The sequence below is a fragment of the Moorena sp. SIO1G6 genome, assembly GCF_010672795.1.
GTDB classification, from domain to species: Bacteria; Cyanobacteriota; Cyanobacteriia; order Cyanobacteriales; family Coleofasciculaceae; genus Moorena; species Moorena producens.
On sequence record NZ_JAAHFZ010000178.1, the window covers coordinates 1 to 1,453 of the forward strand.

The 1,453-nt window shown below is 34.4% G+C and carries 1 pseudogene; it reads right to left on the reverse strand.

The window, feature by feature from the left end:
* Window positions 1–47: 47 nt before the first annotated feature.
* Window positions 48–1,377, reverse strand: a pseudogene (locus F6K63_RS36855) (IS701 family transposase).
* Window positions 1,378–1,453 lie beyond the last annotated feature (76 nt).

A 1,453-nucleotide genomic window follows, 5' to 3' on the forward strand; every position in this document is an offset into this window, starting at 1 on the left:
CCCTCTTCTGTCACTTTCCGAATTTAATGATTAACAAATAAGCCATATTATCCAGACTTAAAAAAGGATTGATATTGATGAATTTCACTAATTAGCTGATTCAACCCCAGCAATAATTTACTATTAGGAAAAATATCTAGCCAGGGAAAAATAATCCATAACATTATGATGGGTTGAATCAGTAAACGAAAATTGTTTAACACATTCTTCCATCCACCTTTCTGATTCCATTGTTGATGATTACTCACCTGGATATCATCAGCATCTGTCACCTTATTGGCCACTTCTGTCGATTTCTTTAAAGATAAAAAAGCTGGAGAATTTAAACTAATCATGGTGTACACACAAAAAATTATTTCCCACCATTTTTCGATATCCTTAAACTTAGTAAAACGGTAATCTGTCCATCCTAATTCTTGTTTACACTGACGAAAAGCATACTCTACCCATGTTCTTAATCCATACAAATCTCCCAAGATTTTCTTGAGATTACCTTTCAAATTAGTCATAACAAAAGATGTTCCATTCTCTGGCATAGTTTTTGGGTCTGTGGTTATTTCCCAGTAAGTTATGGCTCTCTTTTTTCCATAGACTATTTCTCTAATGTATCTAGTTTCTGATTTTTGATTACTAAATGTTCTGGTAAATTTACACCACTTATTCGCTCTAATCCTCTGTGAGCTTGGCATCCAGACTCCATGATTACTCCTAATTGCTACTACATAAGACAATTTATTTTTCTCTAATGTTCTAATAAACTGGCTACTTTCACCATAGAGACTATCCGCTAATACTCGTTCTATATTTAAGCCTTCTTCTACTAATTCTTCTAGGATTTCTGAGGCTAACTCTATTTTAGTTTTGTACTTATCTTCCCGTTTTAATGTTCCTCTGGGTTTGAAGATTTTGCCTACCAATGGAAATGTTATATTTTGATACACTCCGTAAGCATTAACTGACACTATCCCATTATCTACTTTTCCGATACTTCCTAGATATTGCCGTGCTACATAGTCCGTTTTTTTTACCTTTCTTTCTATCCCCGGTTTCATCTATTATGACTGTAATTGCTTGTTCTTTTAATTTTTCTTTGATTTTCCTTAATCTTTCCTTCTTTATTTCCCTGACTGACCAAGGGGAATTGGCGATGAAGTGATGTAGTGACTGGGGTGATTTTATCCCTACTATTTTGGCTATTTCTGGTAAGGATTTTCTCTTTATTTCTGAGACTATTCCTAAGTGTAAATATTTGAAGCATTCATAGTTCCTTACTTCTTTGAATAGGTCTTTATAGCTCTGACAATATTCATCTATTATTGATACTGTTGCCTGGGGAGCCCTGGCTAAATGTTTGAGGATTTGTTCCTCTACATCCATTGCTGTGCCTACCTTGTAGAGTTTCTTTTTTTTCTTTCTCTACTTATTATAACCGGAGAGTGACAGAAGAGGGATA